Raw genomic sequence first — 23,136 nt, 5'->3', positions numbered from 1 at the left:
ATTGACCGTATAGCTCTTCGTGGTGGTTCCATCCTGCGCGGTAACAGTCGTGGTAACCGTGTTGCTCCCCACCACCAATGGGATTGAAGCGCTAGACGTTCCATTGGGCGTTGGAGAGCCGTTGACGACAGCCGTTGCGTTGGTATCTGCAAGCGATGGTATGAACGAAATGCTCTCCACATCGTTTGCGACATTCAACGTGTATGAGGTCGTATTTGTGGCAAAGGCAGGCGCCAAAGTACCGGCGCTAGGTAGAAGATTCTGCAAGTCCGGGTTTGGTAAGGGATTAAGTATAAGGTTCAGTGCATTGGAACTGAAGTTAGCATTGCCTGCCTGGTTGACGACGGATCCAGCTGGCACCCTCAATACCGCGACTCCAACTCCCGTCATTGTCACTCCAAAGGTGTAGGTAATATTATCGCTAGTCATCAAGGAATAAGCCACAGCGCTGACGGTCCCGGTTGTATCAAGATCAATGTCGGCCAAGGTGAATCCCGTTACCGGCTCAGAGAATGTAACTGTTACATTTTTGATGGCGTCAAACTGTGTTGAGGAAGTTGAAAGTACAACCGTAGGACTCGCAGTGTTGACCAATACTCCAGACGTCGATCCAACATTATTGAGAGTTAATACCGCTGAATCATTTGAGCTATTACTGATGGCCCCTCCGTTGGTCGAAAGTGCGCCAATTGCAATCCCGTTCAGGTCCATGTCGCCAGGGTGAACATTATAAGAAAACGTGAGGGTGTTGGTACCACTGCCGCCCGCATATGCTGCTGGCTTTGTGTCAGAGCCGATAACAACTGACAATGAAGGCGTGCCAGCGACAAATACAGCTTGATCAAAATTTACCGAAAAATTCAGTATTGAACCGACGCTGTAATAGCCGCTAGCCGGAACCGCAACTGACGTTACTCGCGGCTCGGCTGCTGAAATCGTGAAATACGCTGAGTTCTCCGAGTACTCGTTGCTGACATCCGTAGCGCGGAAAAGAAAAGAATCGTCACCTACAAATCCAGCATTGGGCGTGTAAGTAAAATTGCCGTCGGCATTAAGCACAACAGTGCCAGAGGCCGGGGCTGTCTCTAAACTGAATGTAACCTTATTACCAATAGCCGCGAGATTCCCAGATATCCATTTATTCTTTGAACCACTGAAGTATTGCGGTGAAGTCACCGGGCCGGCGGAGGCGCACACTGAAGATAGAAGTAGACCTAATATTGCTACAAAGGAAATTAAATACTGGCGCCATCTAGATACGCCAACCGTGCCCATTACCCCCATTGCTCGCACCCGCCCCCTGCTATAGCGAATAAATATAGCCTTAGTGTCACTAAAAAAGATGAGCGACAAGAGGCTTACTGGATAAATAGAAACAAAAAAGAAATACGGCAAATGCCGTATTTCTTAAACAGCCCTCACAAAAGTTGTCATGCGTCGTTGCACTGGATCTCGTTCTTCCACTTTTGACAAGAATCCTTCTTTGAACAGCGCCTTGGTTATCATGCCGGCTTTCTTCCGCTGTGCATCGTCGTCAGCGTCCAGTCCTACGGCATAGGCAATTGCCAGCCCAACCCAGTCCTTGGCGTTTGCCGCCTGCTTGTACATGCCGCCGTTTACAGCACCGCGGATGGCTTCTCGCTGTTCATCCGTCAGCCCTTCCGCCACTTCCTCGCTGGATGGCCAATGCCATTCCGTCACGACCGGCGCATGGTCCTGCGGTTGGGTTAGCCCTCGCCCGTTGCCCAGCGCCACACTTTCGATATGTCGCCAGTCCAGCCGGTGTGAAAGCGGCGTAAGGTTCGACTTGCCATATGTGATCGAGAAATATCCGAACCGATCCATGCCGGGAATACCGGCATCATTCGCCTGCCCTTCGGACATACGGTTAAGCACACGCACCGAACGTGCGGCACCGATCAGGGCCACGGCACCGCGCGCGTCTTCAACGGTTGCCTCGCGATCGCTGACCTTGCGCAGGTGGTGCACGATGTCGATCGAGCAATTCGTATAGTCCGCGATCTGCGCCCAGAGCTTTGCGACTTTGTCGATAGCGCCGTTGTCGTTTTCGTTGACCTGATGCGTCGACACAAATGGATCGACGATCATCACATCGATGCCATTGGCAAGGATGGTTTCAGCAACCGCCTCGACGATCGGCTCCTGGATTTTGACGCCCTTCTTGTCGTCAATCGCCACGACAAGCTCCTGCTCACGGCCACTGTCGAGGAACAGGTGCCCGTCGATGTCTTCCGGCTTGAGATTGAAGTGGATGCACGCCGCCATGATACGGCGCTCAAGCTCGTCACGCGGATCTTCGACGTTGAACAGCCAGACCTTCATGCGCTTGGGAGGCTTCACGCCGTTCAAGGCTTTACCCGATGCCATAGCGAGCGCTTCCACAATGCTGTTGGCAGTCTTACCAAGGCCGCCCGGTGCAACGGTCACAGAGACGTACTTGCGGATGAAATGCCGACCGAAAGCAAATTCGCGGCGGGGCAACGTCGACGGGTCTTTCCATTGGAACGGCGTAGCTGCGAGGATGGGCTGGTCGGTGGGCTCTTCTTCTACTACTGACGGCGCATCAGGTTCGTCATTGTGCGCTTCGGGTTCACGCTGCTCATCAACTTTCGCTCGTGCGTTGTCAAGCATGCGCGTGATATCCACGAGCTTGGTATTGTCATTGACGGCTTCCGGTGCCTGACGCGGATGCATCTTGCCAGCCTTCAGGCCGTTGTCGATCGTCTTGCAGCAACGCTGGAAGTCCCTGCCCCAGCCGCGCGCCACGTCCTGTAGCAAGGCCCGTGCTTCGGATTCCGACAAGGCGCCAGCACCGACGAATGTTCCCAGTCGGAACGCCGCGTCGTTCAGACGATTGTTGCGGTTGCCCATCGGTTCCATGGAGAGATCGTCCAGCTCAGACTGTACCGCGCGCTCGACATACCGATCGTTGATCGTGCCCGAAACCGACGGCGCCTGATACATAGTCGTGCTGTCGTATGACCGTGGCAGGACAAGCTCCAGCAGCCAGTCCGGCGCGTCAACCGGTTCCATATCGACCAACCAACGGTAAGGCTGGCCAACAGCAGGCACACTGCCAGCCGCAATGACATAGCCACCGTCGCCGCGAACGTCGATGCCAGCGCCCAATGCGCCACGATTGCGAACGCCAGCCTTGTGTTTGAAGAAGTAGTGTCGGCCGCCGCTCGTGGTTTCAGCCGTCAGCGTCGCCGGTAATGCACCGTGCTCCACTTCCAAAGCCGCGAGCGTATCCGGGCCACCGTGCTTCGGGTCGATATCCAGCACCCACGCAGCAATAGGCGCACCGGTCGGCACGCCGATCATTGCACCGGGATTGCGACGCCAAAGCTCACGCACAATGCGCTCATTCATCGTCGCCCCACGGAACCCGTTTGAAGTCAGCGGAGTTTTGGTCGCGAGAATTTCGATTATGCCATCCTCGTCGACGAATTCCTCGTCAGCGGCACGGCAAGGGAAGACAGGCCAGCTGCGTGCCGTGTAGGACAGGGCGACGTCGAGCATGGGGTCTTCACCCGAAAACACCTGAATGTTATTTTCCATCAATCTTCCTTATTGGAGCCTGTATATGTCCAAAGGACGGTATGAAATGAAGATAATGAGCAACGGCAAATGGTCGGTCGTCGATACTGAAACCGACCACGTGGCCAAGCTGCAAGATTCCTATTTAAGAGACCTCGATATCGATGAGGCCGAGGCAGCGACGGCACTAATGAACCGAATTCATGCCGCAGGCCTAAACGTCACGCCGCAGTGATTGTCGTTGGCGGGCGTTATCTCGGTCGCTAAGTACGCTTCGATGAAGGCTTGCGCTGCGGGTGCAACGATTGCATTGCCGTAACCGCGCAATCGTCCCACTCGGGCGGCAGCCCCATGAGCCAGCGGGAATGTGCCGGGTTCAACTGGCCGCCACTTTCCATCCCGGCAGAAGAGCCAGTCAGCATCTCGCCAGTGGCCGTTAGTCGGGCTGGGCCGGTCATTGCCGCCATTTGCGGCAAGCTGCTGCCCGTCATGTTGGGCGTTACGCCTGTTCCCGCCCTCTCTCCGTCTGTGGCAGACGGCGTCGTCCAGCCCGCCAGCATAGCAAAGTCGTTCAGATCGTTCGATCTCTCCGGGTTTATGGCCCTCGCCGCCTGCCCACCGCCCGATCCGTCCGACGCCTGCGCTGTCGGCCAGCCCGTCAACCAGGCCACTCGACCCAACAGCGCGTTCAGCGGTACGTTCTGGCACTCCGCACCGTCCTTGTGATCCCGACTTGTCGGAGTGGGCCACCCAGTAGAGCCGCTGTCGGATATGCGGCACACCGAAGCCCGCAGCGCAGGTATCGACCGCCCCGCTGGCGTAGCCCGATCCTTCCATGTCAGCTTGTACAAGGTCGAGCCAGCCAAGTCCGTCCTTACTCGCAACCTGCTCGCCAAAGACAACTGGAGGGCGGCAGTTTTCAATAAGCCAGTGGAAGTGCGGCCATAGGTGCCGCTCGTCAGTAAACCCTGCTCCTTTGCCTGCCGCGCTGAAAGGCTGACATGGGCAGGAACCGGTCCAGACGGGGCGGTCATCTGGCCATCCTGCTCGGCGGAGCGCGTAGGACCAGACGCCGATCCCGGCGAAGAAGTGGCACTGTGTGTATCCGATAAGGTCGGAAGGTCGAATATCGACAATTGAACGTTCATCAACATCTCCCGGTGCGATATGGCCAGCCTTGATTAGCTCGCGCAACCAAGCGGCCGCTTTCGGGTCGAACTCGTTGTAATAGGCTGTCATGGCGGCCTCAGAATGGAGCTTCGCTTAAAGCCGCGCGCATCCCACGCCCGCACCCTTCCCATGCGGCTTTCACCAGCATCCGCGCCTCTAGTTCATCCATGTCCTTGAGGTCGGTTTTTTGGATGGACTGCAAGTACTCCCCAACCGCCTCGACACCGGTATCAAGCGCACGCAGCTCGTATGGGTCTAACCGCCGCCGATGTCGGATATGCTCGGCAATGTCGGCGCATTCCTTGCACAGCCAGCGGATAGGCTCGCGGTCTGCCTGCACGCCGATACCTACGGCGTGGCGGGCGCAGACGTGGCAGACGTCGGTCATGCTTCCCTCCGCGAATACCAATGAGTTTTGTTCGGCGACACAATGGAAAAGGAATGCTGGCACAGACGTTCCATGAGGCGAATACCGAGATCACTGGCGCGCTCGACAATACAAGTTTCGTCGGATGGAAAACGTGGATAGTTTATAAACCCGACGCGAACGCCAGCTTCTTCCCCGCCAGTATAAATGAAATTGACAGGCTCGACGGTGACGCAGGCTCCGGCTTCCATACACCATTCGCGACAAACTTGCTTTGCTTGTTCCAGATCGCCGCCAATGTAGATAGATACAATCACTGTGGGTGATTTCTTGATCGTGATCATGCCGTGCACTCCCCTTCGTCGCGCTGGCATAGCGCGTCTTCGTCGTCCAATATCCAGTCGCCTTGGCGCTCCATGAACCAGCGCAGCGCGGCTTTGGAAAATCTCTTTGAGAAGGTTGAATTGTCCGCAGGGCGACCTTTTTGTGTTTCCAATGCACCTATCCGTGCTTCAGCAGCTTCCCACCATGCGTGGCGATCTGGAAAATCTCGTGCCAGGACGGCTTGCGACCGTTCGGATTTCAGGAAACAACCATCGCAGTTGCCGAGCCAGCAGTTACCGCGCACGTTCGGCAATTGAAGATCGAAGGGTTGCCCCTTCCAAAAATCACTGACAATTTGCCGCGTCACACCCGCAGCAGCCAGTGGGTGCCAGTTTACCCAACGGTCTTTGACTGCTTTGGGCTTGCCGTCCTTGTCGGTCAGCCGATGTGGCTCGTCAGCGCGGATGCCGACTGCTGCTGTCCAGCGATCCCAGCCGATGGAGCGAAGATATCGCTTGGCAGTTCTGATTTTTAGTTCTTGGGTACAGAACCGGGATTGTTGGTTGGGTAAATACTGTTTCTTGTCTATGAGCGCGTCGAATGGCTCACCGTTCCGGCTCGCCGCCTGATAACCTACTTCCTCGAAGAATGGCTTCTGCGCGCGATATTCCGTCCATATGATGAGAACACCCCACCGCTGGCCGCACTCGCGGACGAAATCCAGTGTTTCCTCCATTTCGCGCCCGGTGTTTTGAAACATCACTTTAACGCGATCCTCTGGAATTCCCCCGTTGGCTTCGAGGATTGCATGCAGCATATAGGCAGATGTACGACCGCCACTAAACGATATCTGTACATTACCTTCGGGTAGCTGGTAGAGGCCGCGTCGAGGCGCGGCCATTTGCAAAAATTCAGGACGTGCAAGGACGCAGCCGAAAGGCCCGCTCGGTAGCGGTTCATTCATCCTCATCTCCTCGTGTTTCGTGGTGGTAACGCGCCAGTTGGTGGCTGGCGGGGTGTTGATCGTGGCCCGAATATCTGCCAATCAACGCTTCAAAGGGTGGTGGCAGATGAAGAAAATTGCGTGGGCGGCTGGAGTTCTGTTTGCGGTTTGGTTGACCGCATTCATATGGATTAAGTGGTCAGATCTTGGCTGCTCACAAGATTGGACGGTTTGTGCTCATGAGACTGGCATATGGTTTCGTAAGTTGGTTTTGTTAGAATGGGCATCGAAGTGGCAGGCATTAATTGCTGGAATAGGTGCGCTATTGGGCGGCGCCTTTGTGATTATTGCAGCCAATAGAACTGCTGACCTTGCACGTTTTACGGAGCAGGAAACGCGAAAACGCCAAGCAACGATTGCTTGCAGCCTGATATCTGATGAGTTCAGAGATGCCGCTTATCAAATAGCGCACTATGCCCCCGACCGGGCCAGAAGTTATTTTCCCTCAACGTCGACCTATCTGCCAGCTCTTTCGCAAATAAACCCTATGTTGTCCTCGATCGTCAGCTCGACTAAACGAGATGCGTTACTGCACATCGAGGACAGCTTAGCGAAATCGGTGTCCGGCGGTGTTTCTCCCTCTGTTCGCCATATGGAGGCGGCAAAATGTTACGTGATATGGCGAATTTTATCCCACATCTCTGAGAATTTGACCGACACAGGCACATACGATTTATTTAAGGAGGGAAGTATCCCAGCCAATGAACTTCTCTTTATGTTAAAGGGACTCGCCGTTCGACCTCAATCGATTACGGGCCTCAGTGGGTTTTTCGACTGGTCTAAATAGCCCTCACCGCGCCACTCTCTCGTCCCAAACCTTGAACCCCGGCACCTGACGCATACCGGCGCGCACTGTTTCTTCGGCCATCGACTGCACCAGTTCCTTGAAGCGCTCCGGAGCTCGGCCATAAGCCCAATCGAGGGCCTTACCTTCATCCTCCAACTTGCAGTGCCAGATTGTGCGCAGCCCCGTGCCCGTGGTTGCTGACCGATCTTCGCGCTTCGCCCATCGATCGGCTTTCTTGGCCTCGGCAAGCAGTTCTTCGGCCTTTTCGCGCTCTTCAAGGTTGCCTGCGCTGGCACGCATAGCTTCCTGTGCTTCACGAGCAATGCGGTCCGCCTCTTCACGTGCGGCCTTGGCCGCAGCTTCTTTTTCGGCAACAAGCTTATTGCGCCACGGCGTCAACAAGGTCTGCAACGTCTCCTTGCCAAGAACGACCTTACCCTTGACCGACTTCGTATTGCCGATCAGCTTGTTGTAGCGGTCCTGTATCTCAGCCTTCGCATCGTCATGCGGCTTGGCTTCGCCCTTGCGGGCCTCGTCGGCGCGCTTTCCGGCGTCATGAAGCTTGTCGTGTAGTTCAGTGATCGCATCGGCCAACTGTTGATTGTGGATTGCTTCACCGTCTGCGAAATTCTTAGCTTCATCAAACAGGTCTTCGATTTCCTGTTTTACAGTCTCGTACGCGGAAAGCGGCGGCCCATTGTGACCAATAGGCGCCGGGTTATACGGGTCGTAATTGTCCGTCATTGTTGCTCCTCGTGTTTTGCTGGTTGGTTTTGCTGCGATAAGCAGCGGTAGGTAAGTTAACATGCCTCGCGGCGCATCCCGTTAACGGGTTGTCAAAATGGTATGTCGTCTGCCAGTATTTCTGCTAGTCCAGCGGACATGGGCTCATTGTCATTACCAGCCCCCGTCACGTTGTCATTCGCAGCACCTGGCATGGCGTCGACCACTTCCCAATATTTGCCGTTGGGCTTCACGACTATCTCCACGGTAGGCAGCAGCTCGTTTTGGCGCTCCATGAATTCCAGCACAGTTTTCGGGAACGGTGCCTGACCTCCGTGCTTTCGCCACCACCTGTCTGACTTCGACTTGAAGAAGCCGGCATGAGCCGGCCCCAACCATTCGTTGATGGACGACATTCCAACCCAGTAAGACACCTTCACGCTGTCCTGCTTGCCGCCCTTGCCTTCGTGGTATGCAAATGTGCGGCGCTCCACCTGGCGAGTGCTGGCGTTATCCTTCGACAACATCGGCACGTCTTCGGCCTGCGCTGATATCTTCGGCGTTTCATTGACCGGGAATTCGTATCCGCAATCCGGACAGGTGTGCAGCGATGCGTGAATTAGCGAGCCGCAACCTACTAGACCACGATCGTCGGGCTCTTGCGGACACTGCTTGACTGGCGCTTCCCCGTCGCCCTTCTTCATTCCGGGCGGGGTTACGGCATCGATGGGCCCGTGCTTGCGAACAACGCCCGCGAAATCCAGAAAGAGGCAGTTCTCCTTGCCGGGATAAAGACGCAGACCACGACCCGCCATCTGGACATAAAGGCCGGCTGATAAGGTTGGGCGGCAGAATGCGACCAGATCAATGATCGGCAGGTTCGTGCCGGTCGTAAGAACTGAATTGTTCGTCAGCGCGCGGATCTTGCCAGCCTTGAAGTCAGCTAGAATGCGGTCGCGTTCACCTGTCGGTGTGTCTCCAGTCACCGTCTCGCAGCTAAAGCCGCGACTGCGGATTTCGTCTCGCATATGTCGCGCATGTTCAACGCCGCTGCAGAAACAGAGCCAAGCCTTACGCTCAGCGCCCGATGCGGTGCCGTATGTGACGATCTCGTCGACCACGGAAGCGGTGATGTCGTCCTTGTCGATGGCTGCCTGCAGTGCGTTCTGCTTGTAGTCGCCGCCTTGCTTTCCCACACCAGACAAGTCGAATGCTGTCGCCATGCCCTTTGAAATAGGACGGCAGAGATACCCCTCCTCGATCATCTCGCCGATTGGCTTTTCAAAGCAGATGTCGTCGAAAAGCGCGCCGTCACCTTCCGTCAAAAGCCCCTCGCCCAAGCGATAAGGCGTGGCCGTGAGGCCGACCAGCTTCAGGTCTGGATTGATGGCGCGCAGGCCCTCGATCAGCTTGCCATACTGCGTTTCGGAATTGCGCGGCATGAGGTGGGCTTCATCGACCAGAACGACGTCAATATGGCTGATCTGCTCCGCCTTGTTTGCGATGGTCTGCACGCCGCCGAAAACGATCTGCGCCTTCGCATCTCGCCGGCCTACGCCAGCCGAAAAGATGCCAGCCGGAGCGAAAGGCCAGATGTTCAGCAACTCCTGATAGTTCGAGAGAATGAGCTCGCGAACATGTGTCACGACGAGCACGCGCATGTCGGGCCAGCCTTCGATCAGTTCCTTGCAGATCGTACCCAGCACGAGGCTCTTGCCACCGCCGGTCGGCAATACGATAAGAGGAGAGCCGGGTTGTTCGCGCCAGTAGTCATACAGGCCGTCAACAGCGGCGCGTTGATAATCGCGTAATTTTAGCATTTGGGGGAGTTACCTTGTCTGATAAAAAAAGTTGCGATATTTCTTCGGCAGTTCTCTATATTGCGACAGCCCTATACTGCCTCTTGCTTTCTGTATCGATGTGCGTTCTGATTAGTACGAGACCAGAAACGGCAACGTTACTTGAATCTTTTGCGAATTTTGTTAAAGATTACTCTTCCGCCATCGCTGGAATTCCAGTCTTGCTGGGAATTCTAGTCGCACGAGAACAACTGATTGCTAGCCGTCGGCAACATCATAATTTGATGTCATTCAATCTAATGCCTCATTATCAGACTTTTTCAGAAGTTATGGCTAGAGCCAAAGTTATTATTGCCGATATTCAAGACGAGTTCCCTAACGACATCAAATTAGATCCAACTAAAAAGAAGGTGCTTCGCGGATGGTCAATTCATCTTTCGCCGTTCATCGATGATATGATCCAAGCTATGGAAAAAAACTATTTTGAAGCGGAGAAACTCAACGCGACTCAATCAGACCCAATTGAGGCTGAACGTTGCTATGACTTAGCTCGAGATGCCGCTGAGAAAATAATTCAGTCGGTAGCCGCAAGGCAAGCCGCAGTAACCCAGATCACATCGTAGATCTAACCACCCTCTCCCCTCAACCCATCCACCCAAATCTCACCCGTGGCCAGCTGATACGTGACAGTTTCCGCAATCTCGTCCGCATCGATCTGCTCGCCATTTATCAGCCCCGGCAGGTAGAGGTGTGCCGGGCAGCCGTCTCGCTGCTCATCGATCGACAAGGGCTTGTTCCAGCGCGCGCATGACATATGGCAATCTCCGCCATGCTCTGGCTGAACATGAAGGCAAGTGCGGCAGTTTACGCGCGGCTGCACGCCTTCGTGGCAGACGCCACGGTGCTTGCAGAACATGCAGCCGAAGAACTCCGGATCTTCGCTAATCCGGCTGGGTGGCTCATCCGAAAACACGATGCGTTCGCAGCGTGCCAGCAACCGAAGGCAGAATTCGACATCGTATTCGATACGTTCGGCATAGAGTGTGTCGGTGTTCTTACACGAAGCCAGATACAGACAGCGCGTCAGTCCGAAATCGTGCATTCCAAGCTGGCACTGGGCGTAGTGAAGTGGTTTAGCCTTCTGGCAGCCCTGCTTCTGCAGTTCCTTGATGCCCTTCTCATTGCTCGACTTGAATTCCAGCAGGTGCTCGGTCTTCGGCGCTTCGGGTACGCCCATTGCCTTGCCGTCGCACTTGCCGCGCACAAAACCCGAGACCAGCCTGATTTTGTCTTGTTGCCCATAGACGTCGACGCCAATGCGTTCGAGGTCGGCGACTAAGCGATCTTCCTCGATATTGCCGGTGGCAAACAATCGAAGCTGACGGCCAGAATGAACCTCGTGAGCTGAGACCCAGCGGAAGCCGAACCACAAGGCTCTGTCACATTCGGTTCCCGCCTCGCCCACACTGATGCCCCACGAGTCCCAGGACTTAGCCTGGGCCTCGTAAGCGGCGTAGATGGCGCGGACAGTGCTGGATTCAGCTTTTGGAAGGGGCGCCAATTCTAAACCCTCACAGGCATCAAGACCGCGGTCCACTCGCCCTCGCCCTTGATGACGGCAGGCGAGCCTGCATCACCGAGTGCAAAGCGCACATTCGGTTCATCCAATGCTCCAAGCATGTCGTTGACGTACCGGGCGTTAAAGCCGATCTCCAAAGGCTCGCCTTCAAACTCAATCGAAACTTCATCGCTGGCCTTGTCAGCCAGCATTAGCCGCAGCACATCGCCGACGGCGAACTTCACAGCGCGCGATTTGTCGTCTGCAACAGCGGCGACACGCTCGACCGCCTTCATGAGAGCTTGACGGTCAACGGTAAGCACGTTGCTATTGCCGGTTGGAATGACGCGCACATAGTCGGGAAACGTGCCGTCGATCAGCTTGCTCGTGATAACCGTCGAGCCAGACGTGACGCGCACCTTGTTCGGCGACAGTTCAACGGTAACCGCCCCCTTCGGCAGCAACCCGACCAGCTTGCGCGGCAGGATCACGCCGTATTCCAAGCCGCCGGCAGGGCCGGTGTTTCGCATCAGCCGGTGCCCGTCGGTTGCGACAGCAACCAAGCGGCCGTCAACGGTATGGAGATAAACGCCAGCCAGGTAATAACGGGTCTCGTCCGTGGAAATGCAGTGCACACACGGCGCGACAAGCGTAGCCAGATCCAACTCAAGGGTTGTGTCGAATTTCCCGGCGCTGAAGGACGGAAAGTCTTCTGCAGGCAAAACGTCGAGCTTGTAACGGCTGCGACCGGACGCGACGGTAAGGCGGCCTCCATCTAAGGCAAGGGTAACGTCACCCGTCGCGCGCTTTGCGATGTCCGCAAGCATCTTGCCGGGAACAGTCACGCTCCCCGGCTGGCAGTCGAGCACCGGCAGGCTGGTCGTTATCTCGACGTCCAGATCGGTGCCGGTAAGCCGCAGTTGGCCGTCCTCAACCGCCAAGAGCACGTTGGCGAGAATAGGAATAGAATTGCGGCTTTCGATGGCACGGTTGACGGTTGCTAAGGCGTGCGCGAGCTGTGAGCGGTCAATAGTGACTCTCATCAAAGTCTCCTCGTGTTCGGTTCGGTACGGTGGTTGCTACCGGCGCTGTCGCGCCAGTAGCGGGTTGGCGTGGCTTAACCCCAAGGTCGCTTCTTGCCTGCTGCCGCAGCAGCCGGCGCCGGCTTGTTGCTGTTTGCCGCAGCCGGTCGGTTGTCATTGGCAGGGCGGGCCTGCGGTGCAGGCTGATTGGCGTCGATCGAAGGCTGGGGAACGTTGCCTTCATCGGGGAAGTAGTACTTCTTGATCTCTGCTCGTGCCGGGTACTGGCCGTCTTTTGAGGGCTTGCCGAGACCAATCTTTGCCGTAAACGCCTTGAAGTGCAGTTCTTCGGAATCCTCGACTTCCGAGACGCCGATCGCTCGGCAAAGGCTTGCGAACTGCCTCTGCCCGATCTCCTGGGCTTGCGCGTTCTTGTGTTCCAGATTGTAGAAATTGAAGACCTTGCGGCCCTGATATTCGTCAGGGCGTAGAACCGTCATCGTTGTCTTAAGGCCGGTACCGTTAGCGCCTTCCTTGACCTCCGATGCCTCGATTTCCAGCTCATAATCGCCGTTCGGCAGTTCCTCGTAGTCGCGCTGCTCCGTATCGTGAGCAGTCGCATCAAATCTGCTGGCTAGTTTTGCCATCTATAAATTCCTCGTGCTTGTGGTTGGGTTGAATGGTAATTCTTACGGATGTTTAACTATTAACCATTTTCTTCTCATGGTAATTCGCAGCTGCGTAAGTAATCAGGGGAGGAGGATTACTTTGCGCCGTCGCTCCGCGCGCTCCGTCCGCAGCGGAGCGACGTTATTTACTTAAAGAAGCTGCGCTGGGGTTTGGGCGTTTACGCCTTCGCCCGATGAATGGCCGGGCGGAAGAACCCGCCGATGAAACCGAGCGAAGCGCCTATCTGCCACATCGTCAGGCCCGCCGCGTTGATGCCAACGGCGGCAAGGAAAGCGTGGATTGTTTCTGCGAAAAACAGGCCCACGACCCAGCCGACGAATGCCCCTCCCAGAACACCGATGAGCGGTGCGAAGAATAGAATGGCCGCGATTGCTACGAGGCCAGCTAGTACTTTTTCCATTTAGTCCTCCATGCCGATTGTGTGGCGCCAGCCTTCAGTTCCAAACACATCGTCCTCGTCGTGATCGTCGAGAAACATTTCGAGTGCATCGAGATGATCGAAGACCTTCATGATTTCCTCTGGCGAGGCATGGCCGACCATTGCCTTGCCGCGTACCGTGTTGAGGAATTTTTCGGATTGGACGGCCATCAAGCCGCCTCTCTCTGGTCATTTTCATTGGCAACCGGCCAGAACTTAGCGACCTCAGAAAAGCCTTGCCCTTTTCGATAAGGTATAGTGTCAGGCATGCTGAACCTGTTCTTCGCAACGAAACCAGCTGCCTCATTCAGGTGAATCTGTCGCTCCTTGCCGCCTTCTGCATGGCTAACCTTCTTATTGAAACCAACATCCTTCTCTTTGAGAGTGATGCGGTGATTCATAAAGGCGACGACATCGGACTTTTCGCGAACCAATGCGCTTGCCCGTTTATGGGCCTTGATGGTGTATCGCGAATATGGATCGGTGATGGGGCTGTTGAAGGTCACTATTTCCGGGTGGGCGAGCATCACGACATAGAGCCCAGCCCGGGATAGCGCGCCAACTGCAGAAAGGAACTCATTCCACTCCGTATCCGCCTCTACATATCCCCGACCAAATCCAGCATCTTCGATGCTGTTAATACCAAGACGAGCGGCCGTCGCTCGCCAGACAAGCGGTTCCAACCCATCAATGCTATCGACGATTACGCTTTTGCGATCATGATCTTCCGTTAGGAGTTCGCTGAAAACATTCAGAAGATCGTCAAAGGATTCGATTGTGCCAGGCGTCGGCAGTTCAATGTCCGACGGCGTGCGCTCGCCTTCTGTCGGCAGATAAAGCGGATCTGGAAACTCAGCGGCAAGGCTGGTCTTCCCGACGCCATCTGGCCCGTAAATCAGGCACACTGGCGGGTCCACTCTTTTGCTGGATTTCAGGCTTGAAAGAGATAGAGCCATAAGTCTCCTCGTGTTCAGTAGGTGTGGTGGGTAACGGCGATTGCGGCGATGACAGCCGCAAGTATGAGCCAGCCGACAAGCCATGCAGGAGGGCTTGTTAGGGCGGCGGCGCAGTAGTCGCGGGGCGGTCTGATGGGCATTAGTGCCCACCCCACAGATAAAGCAGCCCGTAGAACGGCAGCAGCAGGTTCCAGAACAGGAAGGCTGCGATTGTCGTGGCGATTGCCAGCGTGAACGCTGCAAGCGCCAAGGATTGCCCGATGCGGCCGACACCGGGCTTTCGCCCGGGATCGATGAATGGCATGTCAGCCGTGGCCTTTGTGGCGACGTTCATGCCAGCACCCATGTGTAGAAGCCGACCGTCAAGGCGAGCACGGCGACTACTGCTAAGCCCCACAGAAAGCGGTCACCAAGGCCGAGCATGGTTTCCGGCTCATAGAAGGCGTCACCCTCCGCGTAGTCTTTGGGCGCATAGTTGCGCGTGTGGCTGTACGTGGTGGAGGTCATGCGGCCCTCCGAATAACCACATCGGCAATGCGCGAGTCAGCGAGAGCGAACACACCGAACTTCTGGCCCGGATATTTGACGGCAAGTCGTTCAGCCTCGTCGGTGGCGGACTCTTCGCTTATATGAACCTTCGGCTTTTCCGACGGCTTAGGCTGGCCGTTTTCGATCAGGGCAACGATGGCGGGTTTGGTCGCAGGCGCATTGTCATTGCTGGCTGGATCGTCGACCCATTCGGCGATGAGGTCTCTTTCTGATGGATTGCCGCCGATATCGAACGCGCCGTCAACTGCCCATGCAGCGTCGGTTTCATCAACAAAGCAGAACTTGCCCAATCGCGGTCGCACCCACCGCATCGGCCCAACCTTCCGCCCATCGCGGGTACGGTAGAACTTGCCGGTTTCGATGGTGAGGGGTGCTAGAGCGAAATACTCGGCAAACCAGCCATCGGCCTCGCCATTCTCTTTACGGATGCTAATATGATCCCCATCCACCCGGATCACGGTGGAAATACTTCCCTTCTTGATACTGTAGGCGCTGTCTTTCAGTGCAACAACCCGATCACCCACTTTGAAGTCAGGCTTGCCGGTTGTTTCCGCAGCGGGCACAAATTCGTCTTCATCGCGCGATCTCTCGTCGCCATCGTTGTCGATGAATTCAACGTACGCGCCATCGATCCCGGTTACCGTGAAAATATCGCCGACGCGATATCCGCCAAGCGGGTCGTGCTGCAGGATCTTTACCCGATCCCCCACTTTAAACTTAGCCATCACGCAGCTCCCCTCGTCTTGGTGTTTTTCGTAAGCTTCGCCTTCTTGGTGAAATCGACCGGGATGACGTTGTCATCTTCAGGCTTGTCAGCCTCGACGCCGCCGTCATCCTCTTCAAAATCTGGCTCAACTTCGAAGCGCGAGACCTCAAGCTGCACAAGGCCCGTGCCGGGAATCATGAAACGCACAGTCAGCCAGCGGTAATTGTCCCGCTCCTCGACAATGATGCCCTTCCACTTCCAAAGCCGGTGGACGACGATTTCGCCGGGCAAATCCCAGCATTCAGCGCATTCGCAGGTCATGCGGCACCTCTTTTCGGTGCGCGGTGGTAAGTGACCGGTGCGTTGGAGACGTACGTCCCATTCCGAAGCACGGCGTTCGTGCGCGCCTCTGCTTTTTGCGCAGCTGTCCGATAAGGCTTGCGGTTTGTCATGTCGCGCTCGCCCGTTCGTGTGTATTTCGTTTTCAAGTAATTGCCTCCTCAGTGGGAGGTTAGTCGTCGGCCCCGTCATCCTCGCGGTCGGCCTGCCTCAAAAGGCTAGTGGACTGTGCCTGTAAACGGCCCGTCCAGAATCGTTATGCGGGGCAGTGAGACATAAACGTCCATGCATCCTCCCGAATAACCGCCGTTGTAGGTTGTGCGGCGCACAACGGTCTTCTCAGTCGGGTTTGGCGGGGGTAGCGTGGGCGTTCTTTCCGAAAGCAGCGACCATGCGTGGCCTCTGGTAATGCCCATCAATTCCGCGATCTTCCCAAACGATGCGCCTCTTTTACGGTGCGCGGCGGCAGTTGCCTGCAGTTCGTGTCTTGTTGAATACGGCATGTCTCCTCGTGTCGGTTGGTGACGGTTGACAAGTGCCGCGTCTAACGGCATCTGTCTGGTCGGCCCGGGTGGTACTGGGCAAGGAAATCGTGGTGTAGAAGCGGCTTCGGCCCTCCTCGTGTTTATCGCGACGTACGGGCAGGCTGGGGTAACGGGTGGTGCCGACCCATAACAGCCTGCTTTAGATGTACGCCGAAAGCGCCAGCCGCGTTTCAGCGGCCAGCGTCCCTGATGATTTCTATGGCGGCACTTCAACGAGAGCCGGTTCGCTTCTGTCGGCAACTTTCGTCATTCGCTCTCTCCTCTATTTCGATTGCGCCTGAGCGCGGCTTCTATCTGTTGAGTGCCGATATCCTCGGGAGGATGTTTTCTGGCATCATGAGGTAGGCCCTCCTTCGAACTGTCCGGCGTCTTCTGCGTCGGTTGATGACGTATAGATATGACAGATTCGCATATATGTCAACAAGTGATGACACATTCGCACGTTACATTTTCACAACAATATGCGAAAAGCCCATCATGGATAAGGATTTCGCCTTTCGCCTTAAGAATGCGCGCGTAGCGCGGGACATGAGCCAAGCCCAGCTTGCCGACCTTGTTGGTCGCGACAAGTCTGCAATAAGCTTGCTCGAAAGCGGCAAGCGCGGAGCTAGTGTTGACTTCGTAGCTCGCCTGGCAAAAGCCTTGAATGTGCGCGAGGATTGGCTTGCCTTTGAAAAAGGCGACATGATTAGCCAAGAGGAGCGAATAGCGCTTGAGCGACCTGCCGATGTGTTCACTCCAAAAATTATTCCTGGCAACGAGCTGGTTGGCGATCAACGCGATCTTCCCGTCTATGCAGCGGCCAAGGGCGGCGATGGGCATGTAATTATTACGTTCGATCCAATCAGCTATATGAAGATGCCCGCTGTCCTGCAGGGCGTTAAGGGCGGCTACGGCCTGCTACTGTCGGGGGAATCGATGGTCCCGGCCTATCGCCCCGGCGAAACGGCGCTCGTGAACCCCAACCTTCCGCCCATGCGCGACGAAGATGTGATCCTCTATCACACCAGCGAAATGGACGAGAACGAAGCAATCATCAAGCGACTCGTCGGGTTCAACGACCGTGAATGGATGCTTGAGCAATACAATCCGCACAAGGAATTCAAAGAATTTCGCGGCGACTGGCCCGTATGCCACCGTGTCGTCGGGAAATATAATACTCGCTGACCCAGCTTCACATTATGGCGTCTAAGAAGCTTTCCGGCACTTCGCCTATGGCTGTAATGACCTCTGCACTCCCGGCCCATTTGTAGACGGCGAGAACCGCAGGCTTTGTCTTTGCCAGCCTCTCCGCCAACCGCTCGGCCTGAATAACGTCTCCGACTTGAATTGGTGCGTCTGGGACAACACCCCATCGACCGGCCGTAAACGATTGCACTACGCATACTGGGAACATCCAACCTCTCCTAACTACCCTTATTGATTCCATCAGGCGGCGAACATTTCAAGAACATTTATTAGTTATAAACCATGATTGCCTCGAATGGTGCGTTTTTGTCATCATATAGCGTTGACATTTGGTGACTATTTCGCATATACCTTCTCCTCAACAGCACGAAGACAGCCTCACCAGCTTGATCTGCTGACCCACCGACCAAAACACGAGGAGAAACCCACATGACCGCACCAGCACCGAGAAGAAGCAGCTCCAAAGCTCGCCCGAATGAAATCATCGGCGGCGGATTCTTCGTATTCCGCCGCGGCAAGAAGACTGGCCGCGTTGGCGTCTTCACCACCATGCCATACGAACACGGCTCGTTTGAGCAGGCCTTGGCCGAGGCGACGCGCCTCGCTGCCCTGTGCCCCGGCGAGACGTTCGAAGTATTCCAGACGAGCGGCGCCGTAGCCTGTTGCTCGCCGGTTGAGCTGGCGGAGGCTGCGTAAAATGGAGCGGAACCCAGCCACGGAACTTGAAGCCGCGCCCCTCCCGCGCGGACAGAAGAATATCGTCGATGCGCTGACAGCTATTTATCCGCGTCGCATCTACATCGACGATCTCGTCGACAACGTCTACGCCTTTGACCCAAACGGCGGCCCTGATGGCGCCCACAACGTTGTACGAGTGCAAATCAGTCGCCTCCGCAAGCTTCTACCCTCGTTTGGCTGGACCATCCCGATGAACCATCGGGGCGCGGGCAATCACGGGTTTTATCGACTGGAGCCCGTTGCCGCAAACGACAACGTACCAGCGGCGGAACGGGCGGCAAAAGACCGGAGGGCTGCAGCATGAACCGCGCGCTCCTGGAAATGCTCGCCGACGACGAGTTCGAAACGGAAACCGACGCACCCAAGGCCGGCAATGTCGAGCCTATGCGCCGCCCTGACTACAAGGCTAGGAAACATGGCCGCCCACAGCCGTGGGTGCGCTATGCGGCACGAGAAGCGGTGGAGATGACCGTCATCTTAGCCTTCTGCGTTGCCGCATGGGGCGTTGGGTTGGGGTTATCCGCATGAGGCGCGAAAGATAGCGACGGGGCGCTTAAGCCCCCGAACCTCAAAGAATGACAGTCTTGCGCGTTTTTGCGCCACGGCTTTTTGCACCCACCAAAACACGAGGAGAATAAACATGCACAGACATGTATCGACGACGCACGCCGTTATGGCGCCCATCCTGACCGCCGCCGAATTCCAGCAGCAAGGCACGAACGCCGCGCAAGTCCTATCTATTTCAAAAGCCGTCCGAGCGCTTGGCTATCACTCCGAGGCCGAGACGCTGCGAGACACGGCTTTCGAACTGGCTCGCATTACCGGCGTTCGGTTCCGCTATGGCGCTCCGCGCCAGCGTCGCAGCCCGGCCAACGACAACCGCCGCCGGGCGCGGAGGCAGTAAGAGCTCGAAGCACCTAAGCTGCGATATCTCTATCAAGGTTCATTAGGTATTCAACGAGCTCTTCCGCATCTCTCTTCCGGAGAGAACAGCACAATTGGCCATGAAGGGAGACGGGTTGGTTCGTTACTGTTTCTTGTACTGACCAAAGACCATCTGGTTGTTGAGAAATGTAATAAAAATGAGTTGTCATTTCCAACCCTCGCCACCGTGCATTTGACATCTTATCTCTCCAGCTATTCGATTATTAGGACAAGTAACCCATCAACCAGAGCACCAGAATTACAGGGAGGGGTAATCCAATGAGCCAAAGCAATCCGCCCTTCAGCATGTGCAAAATTCTCCATCATTTCATTCCGCGCTCTAACGCCGGAGGACCCTCGATGGTTCCGCTAAAGCTCATGAATTGGGAAGATTCATTAGCCATTTCGTGGGAGTAGCTATGACTCTCCTCGACCGCTTATCGCATACCGAAGCAGGCCGCGCCGCGCTGGGAGGGAAGTCGTCATGATGAGATTGATACTAGGCGCAACCATAACCACTGTGTTTCTGGGCCTCACAATTATGTTCGCACTGGCCCCGAATGCCGACCTGAAATGGCTCGTCGGCGCTGGCTTTCTTCTGCTTTTCGCTCAACGCGAGCTTCACAGGGATATGGACAAATGACTGACCTCATTACCCGCCTCTCCAAGCTAGACGCGCCGTGCAATCGGACTGACATTTTGATCGAGTTGGCGCTTTTCAAGCCCGACAAACGATATGCTTCCGCCCGCGCAAACAAGGCAGGGACGAAGATTATTTTCACCACAACGAAAGGGGAACGCGAAACGTACTGGGCTTACGATTACACGCTCACGCCAGAGCGACGGGCCAAGTACATCGCCCTCTTGCGCGCAAAGGAGGCATCGAATGCCGAGTAAGGAACTCATCGAGAAGGTGGCTACCGTTCTGAATGAGCAGGAAGGATGCTATTTCCAGCCACAGGATTATCACCGTGGTGCCGCGAAAGAAGTCATCGCCACCATCCGCGCCGCTCTGCAGGAGCCGACAGAGAGGATGCTTGACGCCTCCTGTGATGCATGGAGCGTCATCGCTGACCCAGACACCCGCGAAAATATGGATATGGAATGGCGCGCCATGCTCGCCGCCTCCGCACTTGGGGAGCAGAGCGAATGAAGCTGACAGCCGACGATATTCTGAACGCTCTCATCGCTTATTCCGAAGATAAGATTTGGGCTTCCGAGCTTGCCTTCAACGGCGGGGAGCGGCGCATTGATTTCTGGACGCTTGAGCCTCATCGGTCGAAGGGCTTCCGGTCGAGCGCATATGAAATCAAAATCAGCCGCGCTGACTTCAATCGCGATAGCGAGGAAAAGCAAGCCTATGCCTTAACCTTCACAGATCGCTTTTGGTACGTGACGCCGCAAGGAATGATCGACAAATCCGAAGTCCCGGAATGGGCTGGCCTGCAAGAATGGGATGGCCGTTTCTTCCACATTCGGAAAAAGCCGCCCATGCGCACCAAAGCGGACCCCACATGGGAATTTATCGTGTCGCTCATGCGTAACTCTGGCGAGACGCGCCGCGATATCGGCTTGATGAAGTCAGAGATTAACTTCCTCAAAATCCGCAATGACCGCTTGGAACAGCAGGCTAAAATTCGACAGGACCGAACCTTCCGCCGTTTCACCATGAAAGCGGATACGTCAGGCCGCGCCGCACTGCGGGAAAGGAAGTGAGGATGTCAGCACGAGTCTACAAGCGAATTCTCATCATCATGGTGGCCATTGTCGCCATCATAGTTGCCTATCAGAACATTCCGCAAATTTACATCGGAGAGCGCGCCCAAGGCGGCTACGAGGGCGGGAGCGCGTCCAACGAGGATGTTTCGAAAGCCGTACGGGAAGCGCAAGAAGCGGCAGAAAAAGCAGGGCATGTCGCATCGCAGGAAGGTGAGTAAGGATGACGGCTTACACCTACGCTGACACTGAACGATGGCTGGATGCCATAGCCGGTGTAATTGCCTGCTTCCCAGAATCGGAACACAATCTATTGCCACTTTACGAGCGTGTGGAAGGCATGCAGCGCAATCTCACTGCGAACGATAATATTCGCGACCGCATCAAATCACGGCTGCGTCGAACGGCAGCGTGAATTTTTCCATCTGTTCTTTCCGCCATTCCAAGGAACCGCCCGTGCCATATCGTGGGCGGTCAACTGTATGGCCCATCAACATCCGGCGCAGCTCATCGTCTAAGCCAGCCTCTTTCATGCGATCCTCGAATGAGTGGCGAAGCGAATAGACGGAATAGCCGGCACCCTTCGGAAACAGCTCGTTGTCCTTGAAATATTTATTCAGCGTCGCTGATAGTGTGTCTTCCTTGTTTTTGTAACGAGGGAAGCCATTCCTATGCTTCTTAAAAACCTCATGCGCTATACCGACTAAAGGCAGCTTGCGAACAGACGAAGCAGTTTTAATCTCGCGCGGATCTGCAGCGTCTTTTCGGGGCGCAATCAGGATATGCGGAACCTTATCGGCCAAGAATATGTGCTCGGCCGTAATGTTGCAAAGTTCGCTTGGTCGACAGCCCGTCTCGATCATGGCCAGGACTATACCACGAGCCTCTTCGTTTAAGCTGACGAGGGCCCCATAGGTCAGGAACTTCCCTTTGATGATATCCGTCGGGATCGGTGGGCGTGACTTTTCGACCTTCTCTGCAAAGCTCAAATCGCGGAAAGGGTTTGGCCGATCCCTATCGCCCATGTGCTTGAAATACTCAGCAAAGAGAACGCGCATCCCGCCCATCATGCGGTTGCCCATGCTGGCCGATATCGGCTGCTTCCCTTTGGCTGGCTTCGTTATCATTTGCAGCCAAACCTTATAGAATTTCTGGGCGTCCTCGCGCGTTATGTCCGCGATAGCCTTATCTGAAACAATCTTCACAAAATGATCGATCGCCCGCAGCTTATGCGCACGCCAACGCTTTTTCTGAATTTCGCTCTTACCCGTCAATTCGTCGGGAGTTATCTCATCAAAATAGATTTTCAGGGCTTGCGTCACGGACACCGACGGGGTGCTTGCCGCGCCCACCATCGCCGCATCTTCTACCGGATTGCCAGTTACGTGGTTTAGCCGGGCCGCTAGCGCGTCATCCGTAAAAGAAAGCAGCCTATCGGCTGGCACATATGATATTCCGATGGCTTCTGCGCGCTTAATGGCGGCATCATAAAGCGCCCTTGCCTTATCGCCATCAGCCCCAGCCTTCAGCATCGCCCATAACGCGTCGTCAGCAGATTCGTATTCGTTGCGCTTCGTCATAGCCCGAGCGAGATCGTTTGTTTTCAGGCTTATGCGGATGATGGGAGCGCGACTATCCTTGTCTGCAACAGACGTGGGAACGCGGCGAACATACTGATAAACGCCGTCGCGGTTTTTCAGATATCGGTGTGGATCAGTTTTGATACGATAGCCAGCCATATAGGCATGATAACATAGTGTGACACACATTGTAGCGCATTTTGTAGCACAGTTTGTATCACAAAACGGTACGTTTAAGATCGAACCAACAATAAAAAATCCGCCTAAGCGGTTGTTATCGTTACACAATTTCTAATGAATGGCTGAAAGTAATGGTACGGTCGGTTGGAGTTGAACCAACGACCTCAGGAGCCACAATCCTGCGCTCTAACCAACTGAGCTACGACCGCGTACCTTTGCCGGGATAAGCGCCTCAGCGCCGCCGACAGGGGGTCACATACGGAGAATCGATCCATATTGCAAGCGATTATAGC

Annotated in this window: 33 protein-coding genes and 1 tRNA gene; 13 read left to right on the top strand and 21 right to left on the bottom strand. The window is 55.5% G+C overall.

Annotated features, from left to right (window positions below):
• Together D8666_RS19735 and D8666_RS19730 are read right to left on the bottom strand one after the other, a co-directional pair.
• Nucleotides 1-1,284, bottom strand: a 1,284-nt coding sequence (locus D8666_RS19735; protein ID WP_167836127.1) for a cadherin-like beta sandwich domain-containing protein, incomplete at its 3' end; no start/stop codon positions are given.
• Between the two features lie 123 nt (nucleotides 1,285-1,407).
• Nucleotides 1,408-3,582: a bifunctional DNA primase/polymerase gene (locus D8666_RS19730; RefSeq protein WP_235859022.1), complete on the bottom strand. Its 2,175-nt coding sequence runs from the start codon at nucleotides 3,580-3,582 to the stop codon at nucleotides 1,408-1,410.
• A 46-nt stretch (nucleotides 3,583-3,628) separates the two neighbouring features.
• On the opposite strand from D8666_RS19730, the gene D8666_RS19725 reads away from it, so the two are divergent.
• On the top strand, nucleotides 3,629-3,796 hold the full coding sequence (locus D8666_RS19725; protein ID WP_167836126.1) for a hypothetical protein: 168 nt from the start codon (nucleotides 3,629-3,631) through the stop codon (nucleotides 3,794-3,796).
• Here D8666_RS19725 and D8666_RS19720 read toward each other — a convergent pair.
• From D8666_RS19720 to D8666_RS19705, 4 genes are read right to left on the bottom strand one after another with little or no spacing between them, the layout of a single operon-like run.
• A complete protein-coding gene (locus tag D8666_RS19720) occupies nucleotides 3,763-4,800 on the bottom strand; it encodes a DNA cytosine methyltransferase (protein ID WP_121539121.1) in 1,038 nt (345 codons plus the stop codon). The two genes, D8666_RS19725 and D8666_RS19720, sit on opposite strands and share 34 nt — an antisense overlap.
• Before the next feature lie 7 nt (nucleotides 4,801-4,807).
• On the bottom strand, nucleotides 4,808-5,119 hold the full coding sequence (locus D8666_RS19715; protein ID WP_121539120.1) for a DUF6511 domain-containing protein: 312 nt from the start codon (nucleotides 5,117-5,119) through the stop codon (nucleotides 4,808-4,810).
• A complete protein-coding gene (locus D8666_RS19710; RefSeq protein ID WP_121539119.1) occupies nucleotides 5,116-5,442 on the bottom strand; it encodes a hypothetical protein in 327 nt (108 codons plus the stop codon). Before D8666_RS19710 ends, D8666_RS19715 begins: the two co-directional genes overlap by 4 nt.
• On the bottom strand, nucleotides 5,439-6,386 hold the full coding sequence (locus D8666_RS19705) for a phosphoadenosine phosphosulfate reductase domain-containing protein (RefSeq protein ID WP_209446000.1): 948 nt from the start codon (nucleotides 6,384-6,386) through the stop codon (nucleotides 5,439-5,441). Before D8666_RS19705 ends, D8666_RS19710 begins: the two co-directional genes overlap by 4 nt.
• Nucleotides 6,387-6,492: 106 nt before the next feature.
• Here D8666_RS19705 and D8666_RS19700 point away from each other — a divergent pair, with 106 nt between their 5' ends.
• Nucleotides 6,493-7,212, top strand: a complete 720-nt coding sequence (locus tag D8666_RS19700) for a hypothetical protein (protein ID WP_121539117.1) — start codon at nucleotides 6,493-6,495, stop codon at nucleotides 7,210-7,212.
• A gap of 3 nt (nucleotides 7,213-7,215) precedes the next feature.
• Here the strand turns inward: D8666_RS19700 and D8666_RS19695 are convergent, their stop codons facing one another.
• Both D8666_RS19695 and D8666_RS19690 read right to left on the bottom strand, forming a co-directional pair.
• Nucleotides 7,216-7,956: a hypothetical protein gene (locus D8666_RS19695; RefSeq protein WP_121539116.1), complete on the bottom strand. Its 741-nt coding sequence runs from the start codon at nucleotides 7,954-7,956 to the stop codon at nucleotides 7,216-7,218.
• 92 nt (nucleotides 7,957-8,048) lie between these two features.
• Nucleotides 8,049-9,755: a DEAD/DEAH box helicase gene (locus D8666_RS19690; RefSeq protein ID WP_121539115.1), complete on the bottom strand. Its 1,707-nt coding sequence runs from the start codon at nucleotides 9,753-9,755 to the stop codon at nucleotides 8,049-8,051.
• 14 nt (nucleotides 9,756-9,769) lie between these two features.
• On the opposite strand from D8666_RS19690, the gene D8666_RS24035 reads away from it, so the two are divergent.
• Nucleotides 9,770-10,357, top strand: coding sequence for a hypothetical protein (locus D8666_RS24035; RefSeq protein WP_147438016.1), 588 nt, complete (start codon nucleotides 9,770-9,772; stop codon nucleotides 10,355-10,357).
• 2 nt (nucleotides 10,358-10,359) lie between these two features.
• Here D8666_RS24035 and D8666_RS19680 read toward each other — a convergent pair whose 3' ends face one another.
• The 11 genes from D8666_RS19680 to D8666_RS19640 all read right to left on the bottom strand — a co-directional run bounded on the left by D8666_RS19680 (nucleotide 10,360) and on the right by D8666_RS19640 (nucleotide 15,954).
• Nucleotides 10,360-11,331, bottom strand: coding sequence for a PDDEXK family nuclease (locus D8666_RS19680; RefSeq protein WP_235859021.1), 972 nt, complete (start codon nucleotides 11,329-11,331; stop codon nucleotides 10,360-10,362).
• A complete protein-coding gene (gene dnaN, locus D8666_RS19675; RefSeq protein WP_121539112.1) occupies nucleotides 11,298-12,335 on the bottom strand; it encodes a DNA polymerase III subunit beta in 1,038 nt (345 codons plus the stop codon). The genes D8666_RS19680 and dnaN overlap by 34 nt, the downstream gene beginning before the upstream one ends.
• A gap of 74 nt (nucleotides 12,336-12,409) precedes the next feature.
• Nucleotides 12,410-12,961 (bottom strand): DUF669 domain-containing protein, encoded by a 552-nt coding sequence (locus D8666_RS19670; protein WP_121539111.1) that lies wholly within the window; start codon nucleotides 12,959-12,961, stop codon nucleotides 12,410-12,412.
• A 200-nt stretch (nucleotides 12,962-13,161) separates the two neighbouring features.
• Nucleotides 13,162-13,404 (bottom strand): hypothetical protein, encoded by a 243-nt coding sequence (locus tag D8666_RS19665; RefSeq protein WP_121539110.1) that lies wholly within the window; start codon nucleotides 13,402-13,404, stop codon nucleotides 13,162-13,164.
• Nucleotides 13,405-13,593, bottom strand: a complete 189-nt coding sequence (locus D8666_RS19660; protein WP_121539109.1) for a hypothetical protein — start codon at nucleotides 13,591-13,593, stop codon at nucleotides 13,405-13,407.
• A complete protein-coding gene (locus D8666_RS19655; RefSeq protein ID WP_121539108.1) occupies nucleotides 13,593-14,378 on the bottom strand; it encodes an ATP-binding protein in 786 nt (261 codons plus the stop codon). The genes D8666_RS19660 and D8666_RS19655 overlap by 1 nt, the downstream gene beginning before the upstream one ends.
• A 14-nt stretch (nucleotides 14,379-14,392) precedes the next feature.
• On the bottom strand, nucleotides 14,393-14,518 hold the full coding sequence (locus D8666_RS24585) for a hypothetical protein (RefSeq protein WP_268967060.1): 126 nt from the start codon (nucleotides 14,516-14,518) through the stop codon (nucleotides 14,393-14,395).
• Complete coding sequence (locus D8666_RS19650) at nucleotides 14,518-14,712, bottom strand: hypothetical protein (RefSeq protein ID WP_235859020.1); 195 nt, start codon at nucleotides 14,710-14,712, stop codon at nucleotides 14,518-14,520. The genes D8666_RS24585 and D8666_RS19650 overlap by 1 nt, the downstream gene beginning before the upstream one ends.
• A complete protein-coding gene (locus tag D8666_RS24300; protein WP_167836125.1) occupies nucleotides 14,709-14,885 on the bottom strand; it encodes a hypothetical protein in 177 nt (58 codons plus the stop codon). Before D8666_RS24300 ends, D8666_RS19650 begins: the two co-directional genes overlap by 4 nt.
• On the bottom strand, nucleotides 14,882-15,652 hold the full coding sequence (locus D8666_RS19645; protein WP_121539106.1) for a hypothetical protein: 771 nt from the start codon (nucleotides 15,650-15,652) through the stop codon (nucleotides 14,882-14,884). The genes D8666_RS24300 and D8666_RS19645 overlap by 4 nt, the downstream gene beginning before the upstream one ends.
• Complete coding sequence (locus D8666_RS19640) at nucleotides 15,652-15,954, bottom strand: hypothetical protein (RefSeq protein WP_121539105.1); 303 nt, start codon at nucleotides 15,952-15,954, stop codon at nucleotides 15,652-15,654. The genes D8666_RS19645 and D8666_RS19640 overlap by 1 nt, the downstream gene beginning before the upstream one ends.
• Before the next feature lie 1,040 nt (nucleotides 15,955-16,994).
• Here D8666_RS19640 and D8666_RS19630 point away from each other — a divergent pair.
• The 10 genes from D8666_RS19630 (at nucleotide 16,995) to D8666_RS19585 (ending at nucleotide 21,304) form a co-directional block, all read left to right on the top strand.
• On the top strand, nucleotides 16,995-17,684 hold the full coding sequence (locus tag D8666_RS19630; RefSeq protein ID WP_121539103.1) for an XRE family transcriptional regulator: 690 nt from the start codon (nucleotides 16,995-16,997) through the stop codon (nucleotides 17,682-17,684).
• Nucleotides 17,685-18,134: 450 nt separating this feature from the next.
• A complete protein-coding gene (locus tag D8666_RS19620) occupies nucleotides 18,135-18,401 on the top strand; it encodes a hypothetical protein (protein WP_121539101.1) in 267 nt (88 codons plus the stop codon).
• A 1-nt stretch (nucleotide 18,402) separates the two neighbouring features.
• Nucleotides 18,403-18,747 carry a helix-turn-helix domain-containing protein gene (locus D8666_RS19615; RefSeq protein ID WP_121539100.1) on the top strand — a complete coding sequence of 115 codons (345 nt, stop codon included), beginning with the start codon at nucleotides 18,403-18,405 and terminating at the stop codon, nucleotides 18,745-18,747.
• Nucleotides 18,744-18,971: a hypothetical protein gene (locus D8666_RS19610; RefSeq protein WP_121539099.1), complete on the top strand. Its 228-nt coding sequence runs from the start codon at nucleotides 18,744-18,746 to the stop codon at nucleotides 18,969-18,971. Before D8666_RS19615 ends, D8666_RS19610 begins: the two co-directional genes overlap by 4 nt.
• Nucleotides 18,972-19,083: 112 nt before the next feature.
• On the top strand, nucleotides 19,084-19,347 hold the full coding sequence (locus D8666_RS19605) for a hypothetical protein (protein ID WP_121539098.1): 264 nt from the start codon (nucleotides 19,084-19,086) through the stop codon (nucleotides 19,345-19,347).
• A gap of 504 nt (nucleotides 19,348-19,851) precedes the next feature.
• Nucleotides 19,852-20,010 (top strand): hypothetical protein, encoded by a 159-nt coding sequence (locus tag D8666_RS24295; RefSeq protein WP_167836124.1) that lies wholly within the window; start codon nucleotides 19,852-19,854, stop codon nucleotides 20,008-20,010.
• Entirely contained in the window at nucleotides 20,007-20,264 is a 258-nt protein-coding gene (locus tag D8666_RS19600) for a hypothetical protein (protein ID WP_121539097.1), read from the top strand. Before D8666_RS24295 ends, D8666_RS19600 begins: the two co-directional genes overlap by 4 nt.
• A complete protein-coding gene (locus D8666_RS19595) occupies nucleotides 20,254-20,520 on the top strand; it encodes a hypothetical protein (protein WP_121539096.1) in 267 nt (88 codons plus the stop codon). Before D8666_RS19600 ends, D8666_RS19595 begins: the two co-directional genes overlap by 11 nt.
• Nucleotides 20,517-21,083 carry a hypothetical protein gene (locus D8666_RS19590; protein ID WP_121539095.1) on the top strand — a complete coding sequence of 189 codons (567 nt, stop codon included), beginning with the start codon at nucleotides 20,517-20,519 and terminating at the stop codon, nucleotides 21,081-21,083. Before D8666_RS19595 ends, D8666_RS19590 begins: the two co-directional genes overlap by 4 nt.
• Nucleotides 21,084-21,085: 2 nt before the next feature.
• Nucleotides 21,086-21,304, top strand: a complete 219-nt coding sequence (locus D8666_RS19585) for a hypothetical protein (protein ID WP_121539094.1) — start codon at nucleotides 21,086-21,088, stop codon at nucleotides 21,302-21,304.
• A gap of 162 nt (nucleotides 21,305-21,466) precedes the next feature.
• On the opposite strand, the gene D8666_RS19580 is transcribed toward D8666_RS19585, so the two are convergent.
• Together D8666_RS19580 and D8666_RS19575 are read right to left on the bottom strand one after the other, a co-directional pair.
• Entirely contained in the window at nucleotides 21,467-22,822 is a 1,356-nt protein-coding gene (locus tag D8666_RS19580) for a site-specific integrase (RefSeq protein ID WP_235859019.1), read from the bottom strand.
• 153 nt (nucleotides 22,823-22,975) lie between these two features.
• Nucleotides 22,976-23,052 (bottom strand) — tRNA-His (locus tag D8666_RS19575).
• Nucleotides 23,053-23,136: the final 84 nt, after the last annotated feature.

Origin of the sequence: Ochrobactrum soli (genome assembly GCF_003664555.1) — a bacterium.
GTDB classification, from domain to species: Bacteria; Pseudomonadota; Alphaproteobacteria; order Rhizobiales; family Rhizobiaceae; genus Brucella; species Brucella teleogrylli.
The sequence above is the reverse complement of the archived record's forward strand: the minus strand, read 5'-3'. Positions and strand labels throughout refer to the sequence as shown.